Source organism: Acinetobacter rongchengensis (assembly GCF_003611475.1).
Taxonomy (GTDB): Bacteria; Pseudomonadota; Gammaproteobacteria; order Pseudomonadales; family Moraxellaceae; genus Acinetobacter; species Acinetobacter rongchengensis.
In genome coordinates this window covers 1-434 of the sequence record NZ_RAXT01000207.1, presented here as the reverse complement: position 1 = coordinate 434, position 434 = coordinate 1, and the positions used below count along the sequence as shown (strand labels likewise).

The window sequence follows — 434 nt, the reverse complement described above, 5'->3', positions numbered from 1 at the left end:
TCTAAAATGGAACAAGTCACATTTAAAGTGCTTTGCGCTCATCATGCTTGTGATTATTTTAAAGCAAACATGTAATCTTTCTTCTGCATCTAAAGCCTTGCCCATCAAGTGCTTACCACAATCATTTTATCGACGTATGCAGCGCTTCTTTGCAGGTCAGTATTTTGATTATCGTCAAATTTCTCAGTTGATTTTCAATATGTTTTCATTCGACCAAGTGCAACTGACTTTAGATAGAACCAATTGGAAATGGGGAAAACGAAATATTAATATCCTGATGCTCGCAATCGTTTATCGTGGAATAGCGATACCTATCCTTTGGACATTGCTTAATAAACGTGGAAATTCAGATACGAAAGAGCGCATTGCTTTGATTCAACGCTTTATAGCCATTTTTGGTAAAGACCGTATTGTGAATGTGTTCGCAGACAGAG

The 434-nt window shown here is 37.1% G+C and carries 1 pseudogene; it reads left to right on the top strand.

Annotation, left to right across the window (positions count from 1 at the left end):
- A pseudogene (locus D7V20_RS19555) lies at positions 1–434 on the top strand (IS4-like element ISAba33 family transposase); the annotation flags it as partial.